The 26,639-nt window shown below is 62.5% G+C and carries 26 protein-coding genes, 1 tRNA gene and 1 riboswitch; of the genes, 20 read left to right on the top strand and 7 right to left on the bottom strand.

Annotated elements, in window-relative coordinates:
* The first annotated feature begins 86 nt into the window (after positions 1–86).
* From ASF32_RS17415 to ASF32_RS17395, 5 genes are all read left to right on the top strand, one after another.
* A complete protein-coding gene (locus tag ASF32_RS17415; protein ID WP_056431106.1) occupies positions 87–1,337 on the top strand; it encodes an adenylate/guanylate cyclase domain-containing protein in 1,251 nt (416 codons plus the stop codon).
* 65 nt (positions 1,338–1,402) lie between these two features.
* A riboswitch (TPP riboswitch) is annotated at positions 1,403–1,533 on the top strand.
* Positions 1,534–1,631: 98 nt separating this feature from the next.
* Positions 1,632–2,828: a glycine oxidase ThiO gene (gene thiO / locus ASF32_RS17410; protein WP_244477906.1), complete on the top strand. Its 1,197-nt coding sequence runs from the start codon at positions 1,632–1,634 to the stop codon at positions 2,826–2,828.
* Positions 2,825–3,037, top strand: a complete 213-nt coding sequence (thiS, locus tag ASF32_RS17405; RefSeq protein ID WP_056431100.1) for a sulfur carrier protein ThiS — start codon at positions 2,825–2,827, stop codon at positions 3,035–3,037. The genes thiO and thiS overlap by 4 nt, the downstream gene beginning before the upstream one ends.
* Before the next feature lie 16 nt (positions 3,038–3,053).
* Complete coding sequence (locus tag ASF32_RS17400; RefSeq protein ID WP_056431099.1) at positions 3,054–3,848, top strand: thiazole synthase; 795 nt, start codon at positions 3,054–3,056, stop codon at positions 3,846–3,848.
* Entirely contained in the window at positions 3,845–4,477 is a 633-nt protein-coding gene (locus tag ASF32_RS17395; protein WP_056431098.1) for a thiamine phosphate synthase, read from the top strand. Before ASF32_RS17400 ends, ASF32_RS17395 begins: the two co-directional genes overlap by 4 nt.
* Here ASF32_RS17395 and ASF32_RS17390 read toward each other — a convergent pair.
* The 6 genes from ASF32_RS17390 to map all read right to left on the bottom strand — a co-directional run bounded on the left by ASF32_RS17390 (position 4,474) and on the right by map (position 10,311).
* On the bottom strand, positions 4,474–5,223 hold the full coding sequence (locus ASF32_RS17390; protein WP_056431094.1) for a hypothetical protein: 750 nt from the start codon (positions 5,221–5,223) through the stop codon (positions 4,474–4,476). The genes ASF32_RS17395 and ASF32_RS17390 overlap by 4 nt on opposite strands.
* Positions 5,224–5,280: 57 nt before the next feature.
* A complete protein-coding gene (locus ASF32_RS17385) occupies positions 5,281–6,108 on the bottom strand; it encodes a transglutaminase family protein (protein WP_056431091.1) in 828 nt (275 codons plus the stop codon).
* 36 nt (positions 6,109–6,144) lie between these two features.
* Positions 6,145–7,089 (bottom strand): alpha-E domain-containing protein, encoded by a 945-nt coding sequence (locus ASF32_RS17380; RefSeq protein ID WP_056431088.1) that lies wholly within the window; start codon positions 7,087–7,089, stop codon positions 6,145–6,147.
* A gap of 68 nt (positions 7,090–7,157) precedes the next feature.
* Positions 7,158–8,597 carry a circularly permuted type 2 ATP-grasp protein gene (locus tag ASF32_RS17375; protein ID WP_056431086.1) on the bottom strand — a complete coding sequence of 480 codons (1,440 nt, stop codon included), beginning with the start codon at positions 8,595–8,597 and terminating at the stop codon, positions 7,158–7,160.
* A gap of 138 nt (positions 8,598–8,735) precedes the next feature.
* Entirely contained in the window at positions 8,736–9,455 is a 720-nt protein-coding gene (radC, locus tag ASF32_RS17370) for a DNA repair protein RadC (RefSeq protein WP_056431084.1), read from the bottom strand.
* A 25-nt stretch (positions 9,456–9,480) separates the two neighbouring features.
* Positions 9,481–10,311, bottom strand: a complete 831-nt coding sequence (gene map, locus ASF32_RS17365) for a type I methionyl aminopeptidase (protein WP_056431081.1) — start codon at positions 10,309–10,311, stop codon at positions 9,481–9,483.
* A 271-nt stretch (positions 10,312–10,582) separates the two neighbouring features.
* Here map and ASF32_RS17360 point away from each other — a divergent pair, with 271 nt between their 5' ends.
* From ASF32_RS17360 to ASF32_RS17310, 11 genes are all read left to right on the top strand, one after another.
* On the top strand, positions 10,583–10,837 hold the full coding sequence (locus ASF32_RS17360) for a zinc-finger domain-containing protein (RefSeq protein WP_056431078.1): 255 nt from the start codon (positions 10,583–10,585) through the stop codon (positions 10,835–10,837).
* 33 nt (positions 10,838–10,870) lie between these two features.
* Positions 10,871–12,088, top strand: a complete 1,218-nt coding sequence (locus ASF32_RS17355) for an FAD-dependent oxidoreductase (RefSeq protein WP_244483677.1) — start codon at positions 10,871–10,873, stop codon at positions 12,086–12,088.
* 37 nt (positions 12,089–12,125) lie between these two features.
* Positions 12,126–12,212, top strand: a tRNA-Leu gene (locus tag ASF32_RS17350).
* A 149-nt stretch (positions 12,213–12,361) separates the two neighbouring features.
* Entirely contained in the window at positions 12,362–14,185 is a 1,824-nt protein-coding gene (gene edd / locus ASF32_RS17345) for a phosphogluconate dehydratase (protein WP_056431075.1), read from the top strand.
* 95 nt (positions 14,186–14,280) lie between these two features.
* The gene (gene eda / locus ASF32_RS17340; RefSeq protein WP_056431071.1) at positions 14,281–14,898 is read left to right on the top strand and encodes a bifunctional 4-hydroxy-2-oxoglutarate aldolase/2-dehydro-3-deoxy-phosphogluconate aldolase; all 618 of its coding nucleotides are present in this window, start codon (positions 14,281–14,283) and stop codon (positions 14,896–14,898) included.
* A gap of 563 nt (positions 14,899–15,461) precedes the next feature.
* Complete coding sequence (locus ASF32_RS17335) at positions 15,462–16,967, top strand: aspartate ammonia-lyase (RefSeq protein ID WP_082469955.1); 1,506 nt, start codon at positions 15,462–15,464, stop codon at positions 16,965–16,967.
* 458 nt (positions 16,968–17,425) lie between these two features.
* Positions 17,426–19,027, top strand: coding sequence for a porin (locus ASF32_RS17330; RefSeq protein ID WP_056431069.1), 1,602 nt, complete (start codon positions 17,426–17,428; stop codon positions 19,025–19,027).
* Between the two features lie 403 nt (positions 19,028–19,430).
* Positions 19,431–20,309 (top strand): amino acid ABC transporter substrate-binding protein, encoded by an 879-nt coding sequence (locus tag ASF32_RS17325; RefSeq protein ID WP_056431067.1) that lies wholly within the window; start codon positions 19,431–19,433, stop codon positions 20,307–20,309.
* A gap of 28 nt (positions 20,310–20,337) precedes the next feature.
* Entirely contained in the window at positions 20,338–21,060 is a 723-nt protein-coding gene (locus ASF32_RS17320; RefSeq protein WP_056431064.1) for an amino acid ABC transporter permease, read from the top strand.
* A gap of 57 nt (positions 21,061–21,117) precedes the next feature.
* Entirely contained in the window at positions 21,118–21,810 is a 693-nt protein-coding gene (locus tag ASF32_RS17315; RefSeq protein WP_056431063.1) for an ABC transporter permease subunit, read from the top strand.
* Positions 21,811–21,863: 53 nt separating this feature from the next.
* Positions 21,864–22,592 (top strand): amino acid ABC transporter ATP-binding protein, encoded by a 729-nt coding sequence (locus tag ASF32_RS17310; protein WP_196805484.1) that lies wholly within the window; start codon positions 21,864–21,866, stop codon positions 22,590–22,592.
* Between the two features lie 65 nt (positions 22,593–22,657).
* On the opposite strand, the gene ASF32_RS17305 is transcribed toward ASF32_RS17310, so the two are convergent.
* Positions 22,658–23,638 carry a substrate-binding domain-containing protein gene (locus tag ASF32_RS17305; RefSeq protein ID WP_056431061.1) on the bottom strand — a complete coding sequence of 327 codons (981 nt, stop codon included), beginning with the start codon at positions 23,636–23,638 and terminating at the stop codon, positions 22,658–22,660.
* A 74-nt stretch (positions 23,639–23,712) separates the two neighbouring features.
* On the opposite strand from ASF32_RS17305, the gene ASF32_RS17300 reads away from it, so the two are divergent.
* The 4 genes from ASF32_RS17300 (at position 23,713) to ASF32_RS17285 (ending at position 26,633) form a co-directional block, all read left to right on the top strand.
* A complete protein-coding gene (locus tag ASF32_RS17300) occupies positions 23,713–24,408 on the top strand; it encodes an ABC transporter permease (protein WP_056431059.1) in 696 nt (231 codons plus the stop codon).
* Positions 24,405–25,136: an ATP-binding cassette domain-containing protein gene (locus ASF32_RS17295; RefSeq protein ID WP_056431055.1), complete on the top strand. Its 732-nt coding sequence runs from the start codon at positions 24,405–24,407 to the stop codon at positions 25,134–25,136. Before ASF32_RS17300 ends, ASF32_RS17295 begins: the two co-directional genes overlap by 4 nt.
* The gene (locus ASF32_RS17290) at positions 25,109–25,945 is read left to right on the top strand and encodes a substrate-binding domain-containing protein (RefSeq protein ID WP_056431052.1); all 837 of its coding nucleotides are present in this window, start codon (positions 25,109–25,111) and stop codon (positions 25,943–25,945) included. The genes ASF32_RS17295 and ASF32_RS17290 overlap by 28 nt, the downstream gene beginning before the upstream one ends.
* Before the next feature lie 139 nt (positions 25,946–26,084).
* A complete protein-coding gene (locus tag ASF32_RS17285; RefSeq protein WP_244477887.1) occupies positions 26,085–26,633 on the top strand; it encodes a hypothetical protein in 549 nt (182 codons plus the stop codon).
* The last annotated feature ends 6 nt before the right edge of the window (positions 26,634–26,639 follow it).

Raw genomic sequence — 26,639 nt, 5'->3', positions numbered from 1 at the left:
CCAATAGGACGACATTTTCGTGGGAACTCGTGACGAACTTGACGGCACCTGTTGTCGCCCCGCCCACCCCGACCCACTTTGGCATCATGCTCGATCTTAGTCCGCCCCATCCTCCGCCGACTGCCGATGCAGACGGGTCGGAGGCGAATGACGTACCGTTCGGGTCGCTGCAGGAGAGTGTCGCCCTCAGGGATTGGCTTTTGAGCGAGGGGGCTCGTCTGCCGCAGGCGGATGATCTTCTGGCCGGGATGTCTGAGCGGTTGATCGCTCTCGGTGTCCCTGTCGATCGCGCATCGACCGCCATCGACACGTTGCACTCCGAGTATTCAGGCGTGGGTCGTTTTTGGACGCGCGAGACTGGCTCGACGGTCCGCTTGTTCCCGCACGGCGATGCATCCGACCGTGCCTATCGAGATAGTCCGTTCTTCACCGTCCACGAGACCGGTGAATGGCTCATCGTCGACCTGAATGACACGAAGGATCTACGGTACTCGATCATTCCCGAACTCAAGGCCGAAGGTTACACTCACTATATCGTTGCGCCGTTGTTCTTTACCAATGGCACGCGTAACGGCATCACCTTCGCAACTCGCGCGGTCGGCGGCTTTCGAGACGAAGACATCGCGATCCTCCGTTTCGTCATGCCCACGCTGGCGGCAGTGATGGAGATGCGGATCGTCAACAAGACGCTGGATCAGGTTCTACGAATTTATGTCGGTGACGAGCCTCACCGAGCTATTCTCTCCGGTGATATCCGCCGGGGGCAAGTCAAGCGTATTCGATCTGCGATTTTTTTTGCAGATATGCGTGACTACACCCAGATTTCGGCAAATATGACACCAGAGGAGGCTGTGGACCTCCTCAATATCTTCTTCGATTGCCTTGTGCCGGCCGTCGAGCGCGAAGGTGGCGAAGTGTTGAAATACCTCGGCGATGGGCTGCTGGCGATCTTCCGCGAACGCGGCGACGACCTTGGCGGAGCCGCTAAAGGCGCACTCATCGCAGCGCGAACGGCCCTAGCCGCACTCGACGAGGCAAATGCCATTGGTCGGTTCGCTCAACCCGTCGTTGCGGGTATCGCTCTCCACCATGGCGAGGCGGCCTATGGAAATGTCGGATCGGGCGCCCGGCTCGACTTCACCGTCATCGGCCGCGATGTGAACCTTGCAAGCCGCCTCGCGCGCCTGAACAAGACGCTTGGAGAGCCGCTTCTCATGTCGAAACCGTTCGTCGATTTCCTCTGGGATGAGTCGGAAGCTCTCGGCGAACACGACCTCGATGGATTCGCCGAACCAATGGGCGTCTATCGGCCAGGGAGAACACCTGTGCCCGTCTGACACGGGTTCTTGTATCCCGAGGCGCCCCTGGGGATTGACCGAGGCGCGATCGTTACCCACATCATGGGCGTTCCAGGGAGATCCCCGTCAAGGGGCTGAGAAACCGATGAGCTTGGGCCATGAGCCCGGGCGGCGCGGAAATCCTTTGAACCTGAACCGGCTCATACCGGCGTAGGGATTGGACCGCGGGTTTCTCTCGAAGGGAGCTCGGCACGCTTCGGATCGGAGCTGAAGGACACCAATCTTTGCGAAGCATCGCGGAGGTTCCTTTTGGACGTCTCAGCTAATCCGACCATCGGTTCCCGTAGAGCGACGGGTATCGTCATTGATAGCAACGCTTTGCCAACCCGAAGCGATGTCGTCGTTGTGGGCGCAGGATTGATCGGTCTCTCTTGTGCGTGGCGTCTGGCTCAAGCCGGGCTAAGCGTCACGGTCATCGAGCGCGACACCGTCGGCGTCGGCGCGAGCCTCGCCGCAACGGGGATGCTGGCACCGGCTGCGGAGCATGAGCCGGGTTCGGATCCTCTACTGCGTCTGGCGCTTGAAAGCTTGGCACGCTGGCCGGGCTTTCGCGACGAACTCCAGGCCGCCTCGGGTATTAGCATCGACTACCGGGAGGAGGGGACTCTCGTCGTAGCCATCGGTCGCGATGAGGTCGACCGCCTTCGATTTCGGCACGACCTGCAGATCCGGTCTGGACTTTCCGCCCGCTGGTTGCCGGGGTCGGAGGTTCGTGCTTTGGAGCCTACCCTACGCCCCTCCGTGACGGCTGGTCTGTTCTGCCCTGACGACCATCAGGTCGATCCACGTCTCGTGATGGCCGGGCTCACCCGCGCCAATCAGGCTGCCGGTGTCACAATCGTCGAGCAATGCGCAGTGGAGGCGCTCGATTGGGTAGGCGACCGGGTCTGCGGTGCTGCCACGTCTCGCGGGCATATCTCGGCGGCGACCCTGATCCTTGCAACCGGTGCCTGGAGCGGCGACGACAGCCTTCTTCCCGATGAACTTGCTTTGCCGGTGAGACCCTTGCGGGGTCAATCTCTGGCGCTGAAGACTACAACACGGACCGGCAATCTCTCGCACATGGTCTGGACCGAGCAGGTCCATATGGCCCCGAAGGCAGATGGCCATCTTATCATAGGCGCTACGGTCGAGGATTGCGGCTTCGTCCCCGGCGTCACCGCCGGTGGTCTTTATGCGTTGTTGGAGGGAGCGCGTCGGGTTCTACCCGGCATTGAGGAGATGGAGGTCGAGGCGGTCTGGAGTGGTTTTCGGCCAACCTCCGACGACGATGCGCCGATCATCGATACTCTGGCTCCTGGCCTCGTGGTCGCCACCGGGCATCACCGCAACGGATATCTTCTCGCTCCAGCCACGGCCGATTGCGTGGCCGAGCTCGTTACCACCGGCGCGTTGCCCGATATCGCAAGCAGTTTCGGTCTCGCTCGATTCCACCGATCTGTGCAGCGCGAGAGGAGGGCCTTCGCATGAAGATCAGCATCAACGGACAGCCTCGCGAGATCGAGGCCGGAGATGTGTCGGCGCTCTTCCGGCTCGAGGCGGAGCAGACCGGAATTGAGAGCCCGCAGGGCATTGCCATCGCGGTGAACGGCACGGTCGTTCGCCGGCGGGATTGGGAGACGACCGCCATCACGGAAGGCGACAAGGTCGAGATCGTGCGTGCCATGCAGGGCGGATAGCCGGAGGACAATCATCATGAACGGACGTACGATCGAAACTGCTGCGGACGATGCATTGGTCATCGCCGGCGTGGCCTTGAGCTCCCGCCTTTTAATCGGCACTGCTGGTTATCCAACGCAGAGCATCATGGTCGATGCGGTCGAAGCATCCGGTGCAGAGGTCGTCACCGCCTCGATTCGCCGCGTCTCGCTGCAAGGCCATGGTTCGGATACTGTGCGGCGCCTGAAGGGCTATCGTTTCCTGCCCAATACTGCTGGCTGCGAGACTGCTCGCGATGCGATCATGACCGCCGATCTCGCCCGTGAAGCCCTCGATACGAACTGGATAAAGGTCGAAGTCATCGGTGACCGGGAAACGCTTTACCCGGACGTGTCCGAATTGCTGGCCGCTTGTCGCCATCTCGTCGATGATGGGTTCGTCGTCCTGCCCTATTGCAATGACGACCCCGTCGTATGTCAGCGGCTTGCTGATATCGGCTGCGCGGCGGTGATGCCGATGGGCTCCCTGATCGGGTCTGGTATGGGGGTCGCCAACCCCGCTAATCTCGAGTTGATCTGTCGGCGGGCCAGTGTGCCGGTCATTGTCGATGCCGGAATCGGCACCGCTTCCGATGCTGTGGTCGCCATGGAGCTCGGCGCGGCGGGCTGTCTTCTCAATACCGCTGTGGCCAAAGCGGACGATCCGGTTCGCATGGCTCGCGCCATGCGTCATGCCGTCGAGGCCGGTCGCCTCGCCCATCTTGCTGGGCGAATCCCTAAGCGAGGCCGCGCAGATCCGTCGAGCCCGCAACTCGGTCTCGTGGGCTCGTGACGCCGAAACCATCCGGTCTACTCGTCGTAACGGACCGGACGGGGAGTGACATCCCGTTGGTTGAAAGGGTCGAGGCGGCCCTCACCGGCGGTGTCCGCTGGATCTGGTTCAGGGACCGCGATCTCGACGCGGCCTCTCGCCAATCCCTTGCCGAAGACCTGATCATTCCGGTGCGTAGGATGGGTGCCGCTTTCATTGTGGGGGGAGACGTGGCGCTCGCCTGTGCGATCGGAGCAGACGGTGTCCATCTCAGTGGTGGCGCTAAGCGAGAGGATATCCTTTCGGCAAAGCAACAACTTCCATCCGTATGCCTGGTTGGCATCTCGGCCCATTCTCCAGCCGAGATCGACAGGGCCGCTGAACTGGGCGTGGACTACGCGACCCTTAGCCCAATTTTCGCGACGCAAAGCAAGCCGGGATACGGGCCCGCACTCGGGCCGGCTGCGCTCCAATCTGCTCGTAGGCGTGAGATACCAGTCCTTGCCCTAGGGGGAATCAGCCCGCTGAATACCCGCGCCTGCCGCAATGCCGGCTTTGCCGGAATTGCGATCATGGGCGGGGTCATGAGGGCCAAGGATCCGGAGGGGGCGGTACGTGCCTATCGCGAAGCCTGGGAGGCTCCGGGCTAGCGCGGGGCAGGCCCGTAGGGAGGACGTGGGATAGCCCGGTGCGCCGCGCGCAGAGCGGCCGACCACCGCTCCCGTAAATCGTGGAAATATGACTCTCCTGCCTCGATCCGATGGCTCACCTCAAGGTCGAGGGCATCGCGTCGGCACACGGCGATATCGATCGGCAAACCCACACCCAGATTCGAACGCATCGTCGAATCCATGGAAACGAGGCCCACCTTCAGGGCGTCATAGAGGTCCGTCTCGAACTTCACGGCCCGATCGAGGATGGGCTTGCCGTATTTATGCTCACCAATCTGAAGGAACGGTGCGTCGGTGCTGCACTCGATGAAGTTTCCGGCCGAGTAGATGAGAAACAGGCGCATCGGCTCATTGCCGATCTGACCGCCGAACAGCAGCGAGATGGAGAATCGCAGGTTCGCTGCCTCGAACCCGGCCTTCTCGATGGCACGCACACGGCGGATCGCCTTGCCGATGAGCTGGGCCGCCTGAAACATCGTCGTGGTTTCGGTGATCTTCAGTGTAGGTTCGCCGTCATCGCCAGAGACGCCCTCGGCCAACATGCTGAGAACCGACTGCGTCACAGATAGATTGCCTGCCGAGGCCAGCATCATCACCCGTTCGCCCGGCACGTTGAAATGATGCAGCTTGCGATAGGTCGAGATGTCGTCGAGTCCCGCATTCGTGCGGGTATCGGCAACCATCACGAGTCCTTCCTCGACGAGGAGCCCGACGCAATAGGTCATGATACCGATACCCCCGATGGCCCGAGAATCTCGAGCCATGCCTCACGATGCGACAGATTAAACCTGGACGGCGGCTTGGACCTGTTCGACGCGAAGCTTTACTTCGAGCGTTTCAGTCCCGCCACCCATCCGGCTGCCTCTGATCGGGGCCGCACCCAAATAATCCAGCCCGATGGCGACACGGATATGCGCCTCGGTCGTAGCGATACCATTTGCAGGGTCGAAACCTACCCATCCAAGGCCGGGCACCAGGGCTTCCGCCCAAGCATGCCCCGCTCCCTGGTCCTCCCCGCCTTCGGCGTGGAAGAAATAGCCCGAGACGTAGCGGGCGGGAATCTCGAGATGTCGCGCGGCCGCGATGAAAATATGGGCGAGATCCTGGCAGACGCCCTTTCCGGCGGCGAAGGATTGCGCAGCGGTGGTGCTGGCGCTGGCCGGACCCGGCTCGAAAGCGACCGTGTCGAAGACAGCGGCAAGGAGACGGTGGAGGCAGGGGAGCACTGAGGAATCCCCTTCGTCGACCACGCTTTTAGCAAAAGCCTGAAGCTCGGTATTGGCCACCGCTAAATCGGAATCGCGCAGGTAGAAAACGTCTGGAAGGCGTTCCACCGTGCCGCGGACGATCCCATGCATCTCGTTGGTGTCGACTTCGCCGGTCACCCGGATGGTCAGGGCATCCGCAGGCTCGTCCGCCGTGAACCAGTGCGTGACATTACCGAAGCCGTCCTCGCGCTCGCTGACCCGCCCATCCACAGACGGCTCGATCCGCCAGCGGCGGACGTATTGCCCGTCATGGTCACGCGGACGAAGACGCAGGAGTTGGATCAGGCCGCGAGCGGGCTGCTCGTAAGTGTAGTTGGTCTCATGGAAAACGCGGATGCGCATGGACGTCTCTTGCAGAGCTCAGGATTCGACGGAACCCTACACCAGATATTGTTCGATGACGGCCGCGCCGAGGCGATTGTTCTCGACGATGAAGGCAGTGACAAACTCGTGTAGCCCCGACCGGAAGACCCGGTCGATATTCTCGCTTTCAAGGCGTGCGAGAGTGTTGCTCGCCAACCGCTGACTAGCCCCACGCCTGCCATAGGCGTCGGCGATAAGATCGAGATGCTCCACCAGCATGCCGTAGCAATTGGTGAGGGAGCGCGGCATCTGCCGGTTGAGGATGAGCAGGTCGGCCACCAGGAGCGGTTTGACGCTTTCACGGTACACCCAATGATAAGCGTTAAAAGCCGAAACCTCACGAAGGATCGTAGTCCATTGGAAATAATCAAGGCTTCCACCGACTTTCTCAGTGGCCGGCAGAAGAATACGGTATTTCACATCAAGGATACGGGCGGTATTATCCGCCCGCTCAATGGCGGTGCCGAGTCTTGTGAACCAATAGGCGTCGTTCCGTAGCATCGTACGATAGGCTGAGCCGTCGAACGCGAGGGACACACCTTTCACCCATTCGAGGAAACGGCTGAACTCATCGCGAGTGAGGTCACGACCTTCGTAGTTGCGCAGTTCGAGCCAGGCACCGTTGATCGCGTCCCACATTTCCGTGGTCAGTGCAGTACGCACGGACCTCGCGTTTTCTCGCGCCGTCTCGATGCAGGAGCGGATCGAAGAAGGGTTGTGCGGTGAGAAAGCCAGGAAGTTGCACACGGTCGCTTCGTTGACGCTGTCATAAAGCGTCTTGAACACTTCCGGGTCTCCCGCCGAAGCCAGTGCCGACGCCCATTCGTTGGTCTCGCCACCGCCGTAGCTCGACGGCAGGGCCGCGAGCCGGTGAGCCGCATCGAGGATGCGAGCCACGAATTCGGCCCGCTCGGCGTAGCGCGAGAGCCAGTAAAGATTGTCGGCGGTCCGGGACAGCATGGGCTTCCGTTAAGGCGATAGACGAGAAAACGATCCACCTCTCGCGCGAGGTGAGTTCGAACGTGATGTCAGGCGTCGAGTACCCAAGTGTCTTTGGTGCCACCGCCCTGGCTCGAATTGACGACGAGCGACCCTTCCTTGAGGGCAACACGTGTCAGACCGCCGGGAACGATCCTGATTTCGTCGGAGCCGCATAACACGAACGGTCGCAGATCGACGTGGCGCGGTGCGACGCCGGATGCAACGAATGTTGGGCACGTTGAGAGAGCAAGGGTCGGCTGGGCGATGAACCCATCCGGTGAGTGGCGGAGCTTGCGCCCGAAATCTTCGATTTCCCGCTTCGTGGCATGCGGACCGACCAGCATGCCGTAGCCCCCCGACCCGTTGACTTCCTTCACGACGAGATCGGCCAGATTATCCATCACGTAGGAGAAGGCCTCCTTTTCGCGGCACCGGTATGTCGGCACGTTGTGAAGGATGGGCTCCTCGCCGGTGAAGAATTTTACGATCTCCGGCATGTAGCTGTAGACCGCCTTGTCGTCCGCGATACCGGTGCCGACCGCGTTGGCAAGGGTTACCGTCCCGCGCTCATAGGCATTCATGAGGCCGGGCACGCCGAGAACCGAATCGGGGCGAAACACCAGGGGGTCGAGGAAATCGTCGTCCAGGCGGCGGTAGATGACATCGACTCGGCGCGGGCCTTCCGTGGTGCGCATGTAGACGACGTCGTCCTTGGTGAAGAGGTCAGATGCCTCCACCAGATCGACGCCAAGCTTGTCGGCCAGGAAAGAGTGTTCGTAGAAAGCCGAATTGTAGCGACCGGGGGTGAGCAATACGACGGAGGGATCTCTGGTCGCCGTCTGCGGGGCCAGGCTGCGTAGGGTCGCGAGCAGGGAATCCGGATAATTCTCCACCGGCGCCACGCGATGGCGCGAAAACAATTCGGGGAAGAGCCGCAGCATCACTTCCCGGTTCTCCAGCATGTAGGAGACGCCGGACGGCGTGCGGGCATTGTCCTCGAGCACGAAGAAGTCGTTCTCGCCGGTACGGACGATATCGATACCGGCGATGTGCACATAGAGATCGTGCGGGACTTTGAAGGCCCGCATCTCCATCCGGTAGTGCGGATTGCGATAGACCAGATCAGCCGGAATGATCCCGGCTTTGATGCATTCCTGCGCGCCATAGATGTCGCTGAGGAAGGCATTGATCGCGGTGACGCGCTGTTTCAGCCCGCGCTCCAGGAAGCTCCATTCCGGCTTGGTGATAACCCGTGGGATGATGTCGAAAGGGATCAGTCGCTCAGTGGATTCGTTTGCACCGTAAACGGCGAAAGTGATGCCGATCCGCCGAAACAACATTTCGGCTTGACTACGACGCGTATTGAAATGCTCGGGCGGAGTCGTGTCGAGCCAGGATTTCAGACTGTCATAGGCTTCTCGTACCGCGGAATCGCCCATTGCGGCGCCGGGTATCCCATTCATCTCGTCGAACGCAGCGAGCGCCATTCGCGCCTCCCCTTTTATCTCGGCATCGTCGCAAGAGGCGCGCCACCGGGTCGATGTGCACGTCACATCAGGCCGACGTTGTCTCCCGATCGCCGTCCGCCAAACGATCCGCCTAATCCTAACGTCAGAGTAGCACGTTCAGATCAGCTTCAACCCTTTCAGACTCGCGTGTCCATCGCGTCCGAGAATGACATGGTCGTGGACGATAATTCCCAGTGGATCGAGGATTCCAACGATCTCCCGCGTCATCTTGATATCCGCCGCCGACGGTGTCGGATCACCGGATGGGTGATTGTGGGCAAGGATGATGGCGGTGGCCGAGAGTTCGAGGGCGCGGCGGGCGACTTCACGTGGATAGACCGGAGTATGGTCGACGGTGCCCCGACCTTGAACTTCGTCGGCGATGAGGTGGTTGCGTTTGTCCAGGAACAGCACGCGGAACTGCTCGCGCGGCGAAAAGGCCATGGTCGCGCGGCAATACTCGAGGAGTGCAGCCCAGGAGGACAGCAAGGGGCGCGCGGCGATGGCACCCCGAGCGAGGCGATGGCCGGCCGCCTCGATCAGCTTGATATCGGCGATCACGCCCTGGCTGACGCCGTCCACCTCCGCGAGGCGGTTCGGCTCTGCGCTCACGACTTCCGCGAAACTGCCGAACCGTCGAATCAAAGCCTTTGCCAGGGGCTTTACGTCCCGCCGCGGGATCGCTCGAAAGAGAACGAGTTCGAGCAGCTCATAGTCGGGCAGAGCATCGGCGCCGGCTTGGGCGAATCGGGCCCTCAACCGGTCGCGATGTCCGAGATAATGCGGTTCCAGCGATCCTGTGGTCTCGCTCGCCGATGCGACGGGGAGGCGCGTCATCGTGTTGCCTCCGGATCGATCGCTTTCAGGCAGATGGATTGATTGGCTGATGCAGGCCTTTGGGTGAGAAGGTGAACACTTCGACCCCGGTTTCCGTCACGGCTACGGTGTGCTCGAACTGAGCCGAGAGCGATCGATCTCGGGTTACGGCTGTCCAGCCGTCCGAGAGAACCTTCACCGCCGGCCTACCGAGATTGATCATCGGTTCGACCGTGAAGAATTGTCCGGGCTGGAAGGCCACGTCGTAGCTCGGCTCGACATAATGCAGGATGGTCGGGGCATCGTGATAGGTGCGACCCAGACCGTGCCCGCAGAAATCTCGCACCACCGAGCAACGCTCCGCTTCGGCATAGGCCTGGATCGCGCGGCCGATATCCGTAGTCGAGCCTCCCGGTTTGATCGCCGCAATGCCACGCATGAGGCATTCGTGGGTGATCTCGCACAGGCGTGCCGCCTTACGCGGCACCTCGCCGACATAGGCCATGCGGCTGCTATCCCCGTGCCATCCGTCGACGATCAAACAGATGTCGAGATTGACGATATCGCCCTCGCGCAAGGGCTTGTCGTTGGGGATCCCATGACAGACGACGTGGTTGATCGATGTGCAGATCGATTTCGGGTAGCCTCGATAGAGTAGCGAGGCCGGGTAAGCGCCGTTATCCATCGCGAATTCGTAGGCCAGGCGGTCGAGCGCCTCCGTGGTCACACCCGGCGCCGTGGCTTCCATCAGCACGTCGAGGGCTTCTGCCGTCAGGCGACCGGCCTTGCGCATGCCCTCGAACCCTTCGGGACCGTGAATCGGCGGCCGAGGCGCGCGGCGTCCGCCTTCGACAACGGCCTGTTCGTTCTGGGTCATGACAAGTGTGGCTTCGTAAAAGCAGCGATGAGAACCATCTATCTACGGCGGCATGCGCTGGAGGCCAACCCTCGACTGTAGGCGGTTTTGCCGGCAGCGACGGCTTTTCCGGTTTCGTGTTCGGTGAAGGCAATCCGCCGCCGGCTTTTTGCTGGGCCTGGGGAATCGTCGGCGCTAGGCTTCACGCCGCCGAGGGGCTAGAGAATGCCTGCGATGGACCAATGTTGCCCGGTCGGGGGTCACCTCGGCGGGCCGGAGGCAGGATCGGGCGATGGCTGACAAGGCGGTGCCGCATTTCCACAACGACCTCGGGGTCGCCCTCATCGAAGTGGGCTCGAAGGAGTTCATGTGCATCGGCGCCAAGCCGCCCTTCGATCATCCGCACGTGTTCCTCGATATGGGTAGCGATGACGAGATCATCTGCCAGTACTGCTCGACGCTTTACCGCTACCGCGCGACCCTCAAAGCTGGGACTGCCGATCCGGCCGCCGCCGTCTGGGATGACCACGGGGCGAAGGCGGCCTGATCGCGTAGCGTTTCGTAGCGACGAGACCCGCAGGTGTCCGACGATTCTCATGGCGTTCGAATCCCTTCAGTCAGGACTGGCCTTTCTGTAGCTATCGTCGGCGCGGGCATTGGAGGCCTGACTGCCGCTCTCGCTCTCGATGCCGCCGGGCATGAAGTGACGCTCGTCGAGCGGAGGACGGGGTTCAGTGAGGTCGGGGCCGGCCTGCAGCTCTCTCCGAATGCGAGCCGCGTTCTCATTGGGTTGGGCCTCGGTGCGGCCCTTCGCAGGGCGGCGAGCGAACCGCCAAGGGTCGTGGTGCGTGCCCTCGGGACGGGCCGCGAGATCGGCGGTGTCGAACTCGGTGCCGATCTGCGCAGTCGCCATGGCGCCCCCTATTATGTCATCCACCGGGCCGATCTGCAGACGCTCCTTCTCGATGCCGTCCGTAGCCGGCCGGGAATCCGGTTGCTTATGGGGCGGGATGTGCGAGGGCTGGCCGAGTCGGCCTCCTCCGTCGAACTGACACTGGAAAGCGGGCAGGGTTCGAAAACCGACACGCTGGCGGTCGATCTCGTGGTTGGCGCCGACGGTGTGCGATCCACGCTGCGGGGCCATTTCGACGGAAAGCCCTTGCGGTCCTGCGGAGAGGCTGCCTGGCGGGCGACGATACCGATCGATTCCGCCCCGCCGGAACTACAGGGCGACGAGACCGGTCTTTGGCTCGGGCGTCGACGGCACGTCGTGCATTACCCGATCCAGGGTGGACGGAGCATCAACATCGTGGCGGTCGTGCCCGAGCGCATCGGCAGCGAGGGTTGGGGGCAGCTCGGCGAGTCTGCGGTCCTGCGAGCGCAGTTTCCGGACGCGACCCCTGTTCTTGCCGAGCTTCTGACTGCACCTGATTCCTGGCTGGTCTGGTCGCTCGTCGACCGGCCGACTGCGCGACCGATGGCGCGGGGGCGGGTGGCCCTGCTAGGCGATGCGGCCCATCCCGTCCTACCGTTCCTGGCTCAGGGCGCAGCGCTCGCCATTGAGGACGCAGCCGTCCTCGCCGTGACGCTGCGAGCCGATGACGTAGCGGGATCGATGGTGGCTTACGCGAAACGACGCGTGCCTCGCACCAAGCGCGTGCAAGCGGCGGCACGCGGCAACGGCCGGACCTATCATGCCGGGGCGCTCCTCGGTTTTGCCCGCAATACCGTGATGCGCCGGCTCGGTCCCACCGGAATGGGCCGCCGCTACGACTGGCTCTACGGCTGGGCGCCTTGATCTCGGAGCCTCGCCTCGTTACCGCTGATCTCGCAATGCGGACGTGGCGAAACCGGTAGACGCACGAGACTTAAAATCTTGCGGCTGAAAGGCTGTGCGGGTTCGAGTCCCGCCGTCCGCACCATCACCCGCTTCGAACCGCGATGGCCTGAAACGTGCTGAGCCGATCCGGTCATTGATCGTACCGCGCGGCGACCGATCTATCGCCTGCGAGGCGAGCCCTCTACGTTCCTGACAGCAGGTGGCTTCGCATCAGCGAGGGAAGGATCTGCCATGACCGAGCTTCACCCGGAAGTCGCAGCCGTCACCGAGCGCGTGGTGACGCGCTCCAAGGCGAGCCGGCGCGCCTATCTCGACCTGATCGCCCGCGAACGCGACGGCGGCGTGCACCGGCCGATGCTCAATTGCGGCAACCTCGCCCATGGCTTCGCGGCCTCCGGCGAGGACAAGCCGGCGATCAAGGCCGGCCGGGGCATGAATATCGGCATCGTCACCGCCTATAACGACATGCTCTCTGCGCATCAGCCCTATGGCCGCTACCCTGAGCAGATGAAGTTGTTCGCCCGCGAGGTCGGGGCAACGGCGCAAGTTGCAGGCGGGGTCCCCGCCATGTGCGACGGCGTCACCCAGGGGCAGCGCGGCATGGAATTGTCGCTGTTCTCACGCGACACCATCGCGCTTTCCACGGCGGTCGGCCTCAGTCACGGCATGTTTGACGGGGCAGCCCTGCTCGGCATCTGCGACAAGATCGTGCCGGGCCTGCTAATCGGCGCCCTGCGCTTCGGGCACCTGCCGCAGATCCTGATCCCGGCCGGGCCGATGCCCTCGGGCCTTGCCAACAAGGAGAAGCAGCGCATCCGCCAGCTCTATGCCGAAGGCAAGGTCGGCCGCGACGAGCTGCTGGAATCGGAATCCGCCTCCTATCATGGGGCGGGAACCTGCACCTTTTACGGCACCGCCAATTCCAACCAGATGATGATGGACGTGATGGGCCTGCATATGCCCGGCGCCTCTTTCATCAATCCCGGCACGAAGCTGCGCCAGGCGGTGACCCGCGCGGCCGTCCACCGGCTCACGGAGATCGGTGCTTCCGGCAACGATTACCGGCCCCTCGGGCGCTGCGTCGACGAGAAAGCCATCGTCAACGCGATCATCGGCCTGTTGGCCACCGGCGGCTCCACCAACCACGCTATCCACCTGCCGGCAATCGCCAGGGCCGCCGGGATCATCGTCGACTGGGAGGATTTCGACCGGCTCTCGGCCGTCGTTCCGCAGGTGGCAAAGGTCTATCCCAACGGCTCCGGGGACGTGAACCACTTCCACGCCGCTGGAGGCATGTCCTACGTCATCGCCAGCCTCATCGACGCGGGCCTGCTTCACGACGACATCCTCACCGTGGCCGGCAGGCGCCTGCGCGACCATGCCCGCGACCCGAAGCTGATCGAGGACGAGCTAGTGTTCGAGGACGCGCCGGCGGCTTCGCATGACGAGAGCATCCTGCGCGGCCCCGCCAACGCCTTCCAGCCGGATGGCGGGATGCGGCTGGTGAAGGGCAATCTCGGCCGTGCCACTTTCAAGACCAGCGCCGTCGACCCTTCGCGCTGGACGGTGGAGGCTCCGGCTCGGGTGTTCGACGATCAGGACGACGTCATGGCCGCCTTCAAGGCGGGTGAACTGGAGCGGGACGTCGTGGTGGTAGTGCGGTTCCAGGGACCGAAAGCCAACGGAATGCCCGAACTCCACAAGCTGACGCCGCAACTCGGTGTCCTTCAGGATCGTGGTTTTCGCGTCGCCCTCGTGACCGACGGGCGCATGTCCGGTGCGTCTGGCAAGGTGCCGGCCGCGATCCATCTGAGCCCGGAGGCCCTCGGAGGCGGCCCACTGGGAAAGCTTCGCGACGGTGACATCGTTCGCCTGAGCGCCGAGGATGGTACGCTTCAAGCGCTCGTCGATCCGTCCGAATGGGAGACGCGGGGAGATGCGACAGCGCCTCCTCCGGCTTTCGGTACCGGGCGGGAGCTTTTTGCCTTCATGCGCCATGGGGCGGATGGCGCCGAGCAGGGCGCCTCCGCGATGCTCGGCGCCGCCGGACTCTAGCCAACGCTGTCCGGTCCGGGGAGGGCGCATTGGCTCTCCGCATGACGCTTCCACGACCGACCGAACACTCCACCCTTCGCCAAGGACGGTTCTCAATGACGACCATCGACGCGCTGATGCGCTCCGTTCCCGTGATTCCTGTCCTCGTGATCGAAGAGGCTGCCCATGCTGAGCCGATCGCCAGGGCCCTCGTCGATGGCGGCCTGACGGCGCTGGAGGTCACCCTGCGGACCCCCGCTGCCCTTGAGGTGATCCGCATCATGGCGCAGGTCGAGGGTGCTGTGGTCGGCGCGGGCACTGTACTCAACGAGCGGGATCTCGATGCGGCAATGAACGCCGGCGCGCAGTTCATCGTCAGCCCCGGTCTCACCGATCCGCTGACGAAAGCCGCGCTAGACCGCGGCATTCCCTTCCTGCCGGGGATTGCCAATGCCGCCGACATCATGCGCGGCCTCGATCACGGGCTCGACCGGTTCAAGTTCTTTCCTGCCGAGGCCGCCGGGGGCGTCAAGGCGCTGAAGGCCCTCACCGGCCCGTTCGGAAAGGTCTGTTTTTGCCCGACGGGTGGAATCACCGAAGCGACGGCACCGGACTGGTTGGCCGTCGGCCAAGTCCTCTGCGTCGGCGGCAGTTGGGTCGTGCCGGCCGGCGAGCCGCAGCCTGAAGCAATCCGTAGGGCAGCAAGGGTCGCGTCAGGCCTACGAAGGAACTGACCCGCCAAGAGGAATACTCTCGGATGCGCAGTCCCGCGGTGTGGCGGCATGGGGTCAGCTACGGCCGCCGCATCCGGGAGGCGTCATTGGACAGGATCTTCACCGCTGCGCCACGACGATTGAGGCAATCATAGCAGCGCTAGAGCGATCGATAGCTTCACTTGAATATCTCGCCGCCAAGCATGGACTGACCTCCAAGATGTCGTGAAGTGGCAAGAGCGTGTCTTATCGGAGGACGCGGCGACGGGGTCGAAGACGCCGCTCTCTTCCGTGCTTGCGACCAACGAAGCGGCGGTCATCGTCACCTTCCACCGGCACAAGCTTTTGTCGCTCGACGATTGTTTCTACGCGCTCCGGGTAGCCGTCTCGCACCTCATCCGATCATCGCTGCATCGGCGTCTGCAGCGACGCGGAATGAGTCGATAACCTGAGGTCGGCGGCTATTCATGCGGCTTCAGGACTGAGCCGATGTCAGGATTGGACCTCCAAAGCGCTTGACGCTCGTGCCGCCGCGTGTGGCCTTCCGCAGAGCCGCTGCGAGCGCAGGGCGAGGGAGAAGATCGATGGCGACGGACACGCAGACGGTCACCGAGATACCGACCGAGAACATCGCTGTCGCAACAGTGCGAACCGTCGAGATGGAGGGCGCGCGGACGCGCACGGAGCACGACCTTCTCGGTTACGGCGAAGTCCCCGCCGACGCCTATTGGGGGATCCATACCAAGCGCGCGGTCGCGAACTTCCCCATCACGGGTGTTCCGGTGGGGCACTTTCCTGAATTCGTAAGAAGCCTCGCTCTTGTGAAGCAGGCCGCTGCGCGCGCCAACCGGCGACTCGGCTACCTGGCCGCCGACAAGGCCGACGCCATCGACCGCGCCTGTATTCTCGTCGCCACTGAGCCGCGCTTTGCCGAATCCTTCGTGGTGGATGCGATTCAGGGCGGCGCTGGCACGTCGACCAACATGAATGCCAACGAGGTGATCGCCAATGTCGCCCTGGAACTGATGGGGCACCCGCTAGGGCATTATGAGGCGCTCCACCCCAATGACGACGTCAACATGGCGCAATCCACCAACGACGCCTATCCGACGGCGCTGAGACTTGCGGTCATTTTCGCCACCCAGCCGCTCATTAAGGCGCTCGACGACCTTGCCTACGCTTTCAAGGGCAAGGCCGTTGAGTTCGCTGATGTCCTCAAGATGGGCCGCACCCAACTCATGGATGCGGTACCGATGACCCTCGGCCAAGAATTCGATGGGTTCCACGCCACCATGAAAGAGGACGTGGCCCGACTGAACGAGATCGTCGGGCTGTTCCGCGAGGTCAATCTCGGTGCCACAGCCATCGGCACCGGAATCAATGCCGATCCTCGTTACGCGTCCCTGGCGGTGGAAGAGCTGTCACGGATTTCCGGGTACCCCATGGTCCTCGCATCGAACCTGATCGAGGCGACATCCGATCTTGGGGCGTTCGTTCTGTTCTCCGGCGTGCTGAAACGTGTGGCGGTGAAGCTCTCTAAAATCTGCAACGATCTGCGCCTGCTTTCCAGCGGCCCGCGCACTGGGTTCGGCGAGATACGGCTGCCGGCCGTCCAGGCCGGTTCCTCGATCATGCCGGGTAAGGTCAACCCGGTGATTCCTGAGGTGGTCAACCAGGTCGCCTTCCTGGTGATTGGCCACGACCTTACCGTGACCCTCTGCGCAGAGGGAGGCCAGCTTCAGCTCAACGCCTTCGAGCCGACGATCGGGTATTGCGTTCTCAGCTCCCTGCGCATGCTCACCGCCGCGGTCGATACCCTCACGAAACGGTGCATCGAAGGGATCGAGGCGGATCGCGAACGCTGCCGCTCCCTCGTCCATGGTTCGATCGGCCTCGTTACCGCCCTTGTGCCGGCCTTGGGGTACGAGGCTTGCTCTAGAGTCGCCCAACGTGCCTTGGCAGAGAATCGCCCCGTCGCCGAGATCGTGTTGGAGGAGGGATTGCTGACGGAGAATCAGCTCGAGCATCTGTTGGAGCTCGAGGCCATGACACGTCCTTCGCGTGTGAGACGGACCAATCAGGGGGCCTGACGGCTAACGCGTCCCGACTGCCCCGTCGTTCCGGTGCCGGCGCTGGAACGGGGCCCTGGCTCTCTTCATGACGGTTCAGTGACGGTGCAGAGCACAAAAACTAAGCAAAGGGTGCGCTGGCGTGAACAAGTAATGCCATTAGCGCAGCGCGATGCATTGCTTTTCTTCTCCGGGGCCAACCTCTGCACAGCATGCGACCTCAGCGATGACATGGTTTGCCGCCTGACAAACGTTGCAACGCCGCCACAGCGGTTCACAACCGCTGTGGCATTCACGATTCCGAGTTGCCCGGCGGGACCCGCTCGCACAGAGTGAAAACGCACTGGGGAAACCCCGGGGCACAGCCGGAACGGGGCGATGAAACGCTCCCCTGGCTAACAAATAAAGGCAAACGAACATCGGTCGACGCCGTGTTGAAGTTGCCTATCCCTCGGGTCTCGAAGCTTTTGGAGATATCAATGAAGCTCTTGAAGAGCTCACTCCTCGGTACCGCCGCAGGTTTTGCGTCGGTCGTTGGAGCGCATGCCGCCGATCTTCCTGTGAAGAAGGCCGTGCCGATCGAATACGTCCGCGTCTGCTCCGCCTACGGCGCCGGCTTCTTCTACATCCCCGGAACGGACACCTGCATCCGTCTCTCGGGCCGTGCCCGCCTCGACATCGGCTACCAGCCGACGGACAGCCGTTCCGGCTCGGGCAATGGTGACACGACCGGCTATATCGGCCTCGCCCGCATCAACGTCGATGCCCGCACCCAGACGGCCTACGGCACCCTGCGCGCCTTCACCCGTATCCAGTTCGCCTCGCGCACCGGCGGCACCGGCGGCCTCCGCTCCGGCACCCAAGAGCGCATCGGCTCCGCCTTCGCTGCAACCGGTCAGGATCAGGCTGGTCGCGCTCAGCAGTTCGTGAACACCGATAAGGCGTTCATTCAGTTCGCCGGCCTCACCGCTGGTCGCGCCTCCTCGTTCTTCGACTTCTACGCTCACGACTTCGAGTTTGCTGGCGCGACCCTGAACTCCGACGTTCAGTCGACCAACCTGCTCGCCTATTCGGCTAAGTTCGGCGAAGGCTTCTCCGCCACGGTCTCGCTCGAAGACCCGACCTTCCGTCGCAACACCGTCTACTCGCAGACCTTCGGGGCGACTGGCGTGACCGGCGCTCCGTCTCCGGTTCTCGTCGGACTCGGCGCAACGAACACGTTCCAGAACTTCGACGTGTCGCAGCGTAACCGGATGCCCGACTTCGTCGGCGTTCTGCGCTACGATGCTGCCTGGGGTTCGGCTCAGATCTCAGCTGCCGTCAAGGAAATCAACGTCCAAAATCCCGTTGGATCTACCTTCGCTGTGGCTTCGGTTCCCGGTCTTGGTGGGACTGCTGTGACCGGACATCCCTCGAGCGAGTACGGCTGGGCTGTCCAGGGTGGCGTGAAGATCAACACCCCGTTCATCGCTCCGGGCGATACGCTGTACCTGCAGGGAGCCTACGGTGAGGGTTCGACCCTCTACACGGGCTACTCGTCCTACAACGGCAGCTACACCGCGATTGCCAGCACCATCAACGGCGCTGCCTTCGATCCCTTCATGTCCGACGCCACGCTGAACCCTCTCACCGGCAAGATCGAAACCTCCACCAGCTTCACGGTGGTTGGCTCGTTCCTGCACTACTGGTCGCCTGAGTGGCGTTCGGCCGTGTTCGGCAGCTACGGCGAGCTCTCCTTCGCCCGTGGCGCTCGCGCCGCCAATGCCGCTGCTTTCCAGACGAATGGTGCCACCACTCAGTTCACTGGCACTCCCGGCACAGTCTCCTTCGACGTGAGCCCGGTTCTCCGTGACACCTACCAGATCGTCGCCGGCGCAAGCCTGATCTGGTCGCCAGTGAAGGACCTCGATATCGGTGTCGAGGGCTTCTACACCAAGGTCGGCGTTCAGAACGGCCGTGTCGTGGATCGCACCCAGTCGAGCGGCACCGTCAACGCTGCGAACATCGCCTCCGGCGCCGTTCGCACCGTGACCGCCGACGACACCTACCAGGTGCGTATGCGCGTCCAGCGCGACTTCTAAGCCTCTGCGATTTTGGGGTTGGCGCTTCGTGCGCCGACCCTGGGAGATGCAAGGAAACGGTTCAAAATGGGCCCGGCTGAAAAGCCGGGCCTTTTTCGTGACTGCCGCACATCGATAATCGGCCTCTTCCTTCTGGATCCGGTGATTTCAAACGCAGGGCATTGTCTCGCCAAAAGCGATCTAGCCCGCCCGCACGGCACGTTGATTGCTATAGTCTTCCTGAGCGGTTGACATCTCCGGTGGTCCCTTATTCACCGATTGCGATGGGCGCGACCGCTGCTACGTTGAGCCTCGAGAGCCGATCATTCGGTCGGCGGAAACCCCTTCGGGAGTTAGCCTTCACATGCATTTTGGTCATCACAGGTCCGTCGCTCTGAAGGCGACGGTCGTCCTAGCATCGGCAATGAGCTTCACGCTCGGCGCAGCCGGCGCCAATGCCCAGGAACTGACCGGCACCCTCAAAAAGATCAAAGAGACCGGTGAAATTACGATCGGCTATCGTGACGCCTCCGTTCCGTTTTCTTACCTCGACGGTGATCAGAAGCCGGTCGGATACGCCTTCGAGATCTGTAAGAAGATCGCCGAAGCGGTGAAGACCAACCTGAAGCTCTCGAAGCTCGAGGTGAGGCTCAATCCCGTCACCTCCGCCACACGCATCCCGCTGATCGCCAACGGCACCGTCGATCTCGAATGCGGTTCGACCACGAACAACGTCGATCGCCAGAAGCAGGTCTCCTTTACGAACACCCACTTCCTCACCGCGACCCGCTACGTCGCGAAGAAGTCTGCCAAACTCGACGCCATCGAGGATCTCAAGGGTAAGACCGTCGTCTCCACCTCGGGCACCACCAATATCCGTCAGATCAACGAGGCCAATACCGCGCGCAACCTCGGCCTGACGATTCTGCCGGCCAAGGATCACGCTGAAGCATTCTTGATGGTCGAGACTGGCCGCGCCGCTGCCTTCGTGATGGACGACGTGTTGCTCGCCTCGCTCGCCGCCAGCTCCAAGGAGCCCGGTACCTACGCCATCTCCAGCGAGGCCTTGTCGAAGCCCGAGCCCTACGGCATCATGCTCCGCAAGGACGACGCGCCGTTCAAGGCCGTGGTCGATGAGGCGACGGCCAAGCTCTACAAGAGCCCCGAGGGCAAGGCCCTCTACGACACTTGGTTCACCAAGCCGATCCCGCCGCGCGGCATCAACCTCAGCTTGCCCATGAGCGAGCCGATGATCAAGGCCTTCGCGTCGCCGAGCGACAGCGCCGACCCGGCCGCTTACTAAGCCGCCGCACGGGAGCAGACGACAGGCGATGAATTACAACTGGAACTGGCGGGTCTTCTTCGACCCGTCGCCGGAAGGCACCGGTACTTATGCCGACATGCTTCTCTCCGGCCTGTCTTGGACGATCGCCACGGCGCTCTGTTCCTGGATCATCGCCTTCTCCCTCGGCTCGCTCATTGGGGTGCTGCGCACCCTTCCGAGCCGGGGGGCTCAGCGGATCGGCACCATGTATGTGGAGCTTTTCCGGAACATTCCCCTGCTGGTTCAGATGTTCCTCTGGTTCTACGTCGTGCCGGAGCTCCTTCCCGGCTCCTGGGGGACTTGGCTGAAACAGCTGCCCAATGCATCGTTCTACACGGCGGTCATCTGTCTCGGCTTCTTCACCGCATCACGAGTCGCTGAGCAGGTCCGTACCGGCATCGAGACCTTGCCCCGTGGCCAGCGGATGGCTGGCACCGCCATCGGTCTCACCACTTGGCAGACCTATCGCTACGTGCTGCTGCCCAATGCCTACCGGGTGATCCTACCCCCGCTGACATCGGAGTTCTTGAACAACCTGAAGAATACGTCGGTGGCGCTCACCATCGGTCTGCTCGAACTGACCGCGCGGGCGCGCTCGATGCAGGAATTCTCTTCGCAGGTCTTCGAATCCTTTACGGCAGCCACGGTGATCTATCTCGGCATCAGCCTGATCGTGGTGACCCTGTCGAGCAAGCTCGAGACACGTATCGCTGTCCCGGGATCGCGCTGATGCCCGCACCATCCGCCTTCCCATCCTTCGCGACCGCCAGACGGGACTAGAGGACCGATGTTTACGGATTTCGACTTCGGGGTCGTCCTCTCATCCTTGCCGTACCTGTTCGGTACGGGAATGGTGTTCACGCTGACGCTCACCGCACTCGCCGCCTCGGGCGGCATCATTCTCGGCACCGTCATAGCGATGATGCGACTTTCCGGGATCGCTGCTCTGGCGATCCCGGCCAAGATCTACGTGAACTTCATGAGGTCGCTGCCGCTCGTGCTGGTGATCTTCTGGTTCTACTTCCTCGTTCCCTATATCGGACAGTGGATGACGGGTGCTTCGCGTCCGATCTCGGTCGGCGCTTTCACCTCAGCGCTCGTAACGTTCACCTTGTTCGAGGCGGCATTCTTTTCGGAGATCATGCGCGCCGGCATCCAGGCAATTCCGAAGGGACAAACATCCGCGGCCCAGGCCATCGGCCTCACCTACGGGCAGACCATGCGGACAGTGATCCTGCCTCAAGCCTTCCGCAACATGCTGCCCTTGCTGCTGACCCAGACCATCGTGCTGTTCCAGGATACGTCCCTCGTCTACGTGATCTCGCTTACCGATTTCCTCGGTGCTGCATCCAAGGTGGCTCAGCGCGATGGGCGTCTCGTGGAAATGTATCTGTTCGCGGCTGCGATCTATCTGGTGATTTGCATCACCGCCTCGACTCTCGTCCGGCGCCTTCAGCGCCGTGTCGCCATCATTCGCTAAGCTTCCGAGGATCCGCCATGTCCGCCATCGATCCCCAGGCTTCGGCAAAGCCGATGATCGCCATCGACAACATCAGCAAATGGTACGGCCCGGTTCAGGTTCTAAACGGGTGCACGACCCAGGTCACCAAGGGCGAAGTCGTCGTGGTCTGCGGTCCTTCAGGCTCCGGCAAATCCACCCTGATCAAGACCGTCAACGCCCTGGAGCCGATTCAGAAAGGGGCCATTACCGTCGATGGTATCGGTGTTCAGGCGAAGGGCACCAACCTTCCCAAGCTTCGTGCGCGCGTCGGCATGGTGTTCCAGCATTTCGAGCTGTTTCCACACCTGTCGATCATCGACAACCTCATGCTCGGCCAGTGCAAAGTCCTCGGACGGTCGAAGGACGATGCACACGATCGCGGCCTCAAGCTCCTCGGTCGTGTTGGTCTCTCGGCGCACTCGCATAAATATCCGGGCCAGCTTTCCGGTGGTCAGCAACAGCGCGTCGCCATCGCCCGCGCCTTGTCGATGAACCCCATCGTCATGCTGTTCGATGAGCCGACCTCGGCTCTCGACCCCGAGATGGTCGGAGAGGTGCTGGATGTGATGATCGAGCTCGCCCGCGAGGGTATGACGATGATGGTCGTCACCCACGAAATGGGCTTCGCTCGGAAAGTCGCCAACCGCGTCGTCTTCATGGATCGTGGGGAGATCGTCGAAGACGCTACGAAGGACGACTTCTTCGACAAGCCTCGCTCGGAGCGGGCTCAGACCTTCCTCTCAAAGATCCTGGCTCACTGACCTGCAGACGAAGGGCGAGGGCCGCATCGACTCTCGTCCCTCTAGGATTACTCAAATGATCTCGCTCACGCATAACCCGGTGTGATTGCAGCACGATGGTTTATTGCTGCTCTGATCGCCTCCAAGCGTGGTAGGCCAACGAACGACCTCACGGCGAGGAAGTAGGTTTCCTCACCGAGGGGCAGATATGCGAGACTGAAGCGTTTCGCGATGGCGCGGGTGCCCATTCCAACGTCCGCTGCACCTGAAGCGATCAAGGCCGCGACGGCCTGATGCGTGAACTCTTCCGTCTGGTAGCCTTGGATGTCCGGCCCGTTGACGCCGGCTTCCACGCATAATCTGTCAAACCATATCCGTGTGCCCGCACCCCGCTGTCTGTTTACAAAGCGGAGACCGGTCGCTGCCAAGTCCACGATGCCGGAGATGGCGAAGGGATTGCCCGCCTCCATCATGAGGCCTTGTTCCCGCCGTAGAACCGGAAGGGCGATCAGGTTCGGATCGGCCAGAACGTCAGCGAAGATCGTGCCCGGCTCTGGGACCGCCGCGCCGAAATGAAACCCCGCACCATCGACCTGACCGTTTTTCAATTGTGCGAGGGCATCCGTGCTCCCAGCAATCGAAACCGTTATGTCGCCCATGGAGTGAAGCGCATCCAGCAACACTGAATCGTGGCTCACTGCCAATGCCAGGGGTGCGGTCGCAAGGCCTGACAGAACGGCGAGGGCGATCTCCAATCGCCTCTCTTCCAGCCCGATGATTTCCTGGCTCGCTCGCGACGCACGACCGAGTGCCTCGAGAAAGACAGTGCCGAAAGATGTCAGAACGGTACCGTGGCCCTTCGTCTTGCTGATGACCGGCTGTCCTAGGATATCCTCCAAGAGGGTGAGACGGCCCCACGCGGAGCGATAGGACACGTGCAGTCGCATCGCTGCGCCTTGAAGCGAGCCTTCCGAGGCGACCGCATCCAAGAGCGCCAGCGTGGGGCCAAACGCGATGCGCCCCTTCGCCACCGAGATGATGCCATCGACAAACAACTCGACCTTCATAGGCACGTCGTTTCCTATTGAACTATACTCCCCGGCGATAGCATGAGGGGTTCGGTCGCCACAGCATCAGAGCCATGCTTCAAACCCTCCAGGAGACGCTCTCGCGGCTCGCAGCCCTTGATCCAGCCGTAATCGCCATCGCCGGTCTTTCGCTCCGCGTGAGCTTCTCGGCGGTCGGTCTTGGCACGTTGCTTGGAGTGCCGCTCGGTGCCCTTGTCGCCGTGTCTCAATTCCCGGGGCGAAGGCTCGTTGTGGGTCTGCTCAACGCAGCCATGGGCCTACCGCCGGTAGTTATCGGCCTTGTCCTGTACCTCATCCTGTCTCGTTCCGGCCCATTCGGCGGTCTCGGTTTGCTCTTCACGCCGAGTGCGATGATCGCGGCACAGACCGTCCTGGTTGTCCCACTGATCGCTGCACTCACGCGCCAAATCGTGGCGGATGCGCAAGATTACCTTGGCGAGCAACTCAGCTCTCTTGGCCTCAATGGAGCACAGCGCGCCGCGATCCTGATCTTCGATACGCGCTTCTCGCTGGTGACAGCGCTTCTTGCCGCTTTCGGCCGTGCCATATCGGAAATTGGCGCCGTCCTCGTCGTCGGTGGGAACATCGACGGGCATACCCGTACCATGACCACGGCGATCTCCCTCGAGACACAGAAGGGAGACCTTCCCCTCGCGCTGGCGCTCGGTGTCGTCCTCATCGCCGTCGTCATCGCCGTCAGTGCCGTTGCCTCGTTGCTCAGGTCCTACGCGATGCGGGCCTATGGATGAGCGCCGCACTTCCTCTTGTGATCGACGGATTGTGCTACCGAGCCGGAAATATGCCGATCCTCAACGGTGTCGATGTGGCGGTGACAGCGCCCGGCATCACGGCGATCATCGGTGCGAACGGTGCGGGAAAGACCGTGCTTTTGCGCCTCATTGATGGGCTGCTTGCGCCCACGAGCGGCACGATCAGCATCGGCGTATCTGCGCATCCTCGACCAAGTACCGCATTCGTCTTCCAGCGGCCCGGTCTCATCAGGGCGAGCGCCGCCGCGAACGTTTCGCTGGCTCTAGCGCCACTCAAGCTAAGCCGGCGCGAGCGACACGACCGTGTGCGGGCGGCACTGCATCACGTCGGACTTGCGGAGAAGGCCGGAGCACCTGCTACGCGGTTGTCGGGGGGTGAGCAGCAGCGGCTCGCCCTCGCGCGAGCTTGGGCAACAGCGCCCGATCTCCTCCTTCTCGATGAGCCCACCGCCAATCTCGATCCGGCCTCCTCTCACGCCATCGAGCATCTCGTCGTGTCGATGGCCGAAGCCGGTACGAAGGTGGTCCTCGTTTCACACAATCTCGGCCAGGTCATGCGTCTCGCCGAAGATGTCGTCGTCCTTGCCGCTGGACTCGCCGTTGAGCACGGGCCTGTCCGCAGCACTCTCTCATCCCCACACTCGCCGCAGGCGCGAGCTTACCTCGCTGGAGAAATGCCATGGACCGCCTTCGCCGCTCTACCCTGAGCCTCGGGCTCCTCATTGCCGTCCTTGGTCTGGCGACAGGCCCAGTTCTGGCCACCCCCCAGGAGACGATCACGGTGGCGTCCACCACGTCCACCGAGCAATCCGGCCTGTTCAAGGATTTGCTGCCGAAGTTCACGCTGGCCAGTGGGATTGCCGTGAAGGTCGTCGCCCTCGGCACCGGACAGGCACTCGATGCCGCCCGACGCGGTGATGCCGACGTCGCCCTCGTCCACGACACCACCGCCGAGGAGAAATTCGTCAGCGAGGGATGGAGTACGAAGCGTTATCCCGTGATGTACAACGATTTCGTCCTCGTCGGCCCGAAGGACGATCCGGCCGGCGCGGCCGGCGCCAGCGTCGTCGAGGCCCTGCGCAAGATCGCCGCCGCCAAGGCACCCTTCGTCTCTCGCGGTGATCGGTCGGGCACCCATACCGCCGAGCTGCGCTACTGGAACGAAACCGGTCTCGATCTCGGCGCGGTACGCGGCGATTGGTACAAGGATGTGGGTCAGGGAATGGGGCCGGCGCTCAATACCGCATCGGCCTCCAATGCCTATCTGCTCACCGACCGGGGCACTTGGCTGTCATTCAAGAATCGTGGTGATCTCAAGATCTTGGTCGAAGGCGATAAGCGTCTTTTCAACCAATATGGCGTGATGCTCGTGAACCCCGAGAAGCATCCACACGTGAAGGCGAAGGCGGGACAGGCCTTCATCGACTGGCTCGTTTCCACCCCGGGGCAGAACGCCATCGCTGCATACCGGATCGGGGGGGAACAACTCTTCTTCCCTAACGCGGGAGCCAGATGAGCCTTGGCTCCTATCAAATGCGCAGTACGATCGGTCGAACCGCCATTGCCCGCCCTTGACACCCCTCTCGGCCGTCGCACTTTCTCCTACTAAGTGTTTCGTCACGTATGCGACGGCTTGGCCTTGGGAGGGCCGTGACATGATGAGTTTCCGTATCGTAGCATTGTCCACCGCAGCGGGGACGGCGATGGCGTCTCTGCTGCCGGTCGTTGCCCTGGCCGAACCGACGGGCAAGCCCGCTAATATCTGCAAGGAACTCACCGCGTTCCTGCATGCGCCCGCTGGGGCGGCAGCATCCGGTCAAGCTACGAGCCAGACTAGCACAGCGGTCACGGCACCCGGCTCCGGATCGCAGAAACCTTCTGGCAGTGAGACACAGAAGGATTCGGGCCTCAGCGGGCCGACCGCCCCGAATGGTCCCGGCGCGGCCGGCCCCCAGGGAGCGACACAGAATGCCGCTGCGCCTTCGGGCGCATCGGCCCCAGCGCCCGCTGCCGCCCCCGCCGCACCACCGCCCAAGGCTGCGAGCACCGAGTTCATCGAGCAGGGCAATACCGCTGCGGCTGCCAATGACATTGCCGGTTGCCAGCGGGTCGCTCGGCAGATTCGCCGCGACGGGGTCGTCATGCCGCCCCCGCTAATGGCTCTCGCTGCCCTCGATCTCAAAATCCTCGAGACAGCGAACTGAGATCAC

Origin of the sequence: Methylobacterium sp. Leaf91 (assembly GCF_001422815.1) — a bacterium.
In the GTDB taxonomy this organism is placed as follows: domain Bacteria; phylum Pseudomonadota; class Alphaproteobacteria; order Rhizobiales; family Beijerinckiaceae; genus Methylobacterium.
The sequence above is the reverse complement of the archived record's forward strand: the minus strand, read 5'-3'. Positions and strand labels throughout refer to the sequence as shown.